The following is a 345-nucleotide window of genomic DNA, read 5'->3' as shown; positions in this document are numbered from 1 at the left end:
TTGACGGAGCTAAAGGCATTTGGCAAGGCTTAGTCGATTGGTTCAGTGGAATTGTACAAGGTGTTCAAAATATTTGGAACGGAATAACAACATTCTTTACTACTTTATGGACAACTGTTGTTACTGGTATTCAAACAGCATGGGCAGGAGTTACAGGGTTCTTCACAGGGCTATGGGACGGAATAGTAAATGTTGTTACAACTGTATTTACAACCATTGCTTCTTTAGTGACAGGTGCTTATAACTGGTTTGTTACAACTTTCCAACCTTTAATTAGTTTCTTTCAATCTATATTTGGGTTAGTTGGATCAGTAATTAATTTAGCATTCCAACTTATATTGGCTA

At 36.5% G+C, this 345-nt stretch carries 1 pseudogene; it reads left to right on the top strand.

Annotated features, from left to right (window positions below):
- Positions 1-345 (top strand): annotated as a pseudogene (locus D9V42_RS14850) (hypothetical protein); the annotation flags it as partial.

It is taken from the genome of Staphylococcus pseudoxylosus, assembly GCF_003697915.1.
GTDB classification, from domain to species: Bacteria; Bacillota; Bacilli; order Staphylococcales; family Staphylococcaceae; genus Staphylococcus; species Staphylococcus pseudoxylosus.
The sequence above is the reverse complement of the archived record's forward strand: the minus strand, read 5'-3'. Positions and strand labels throughout refer to the sequence as shown.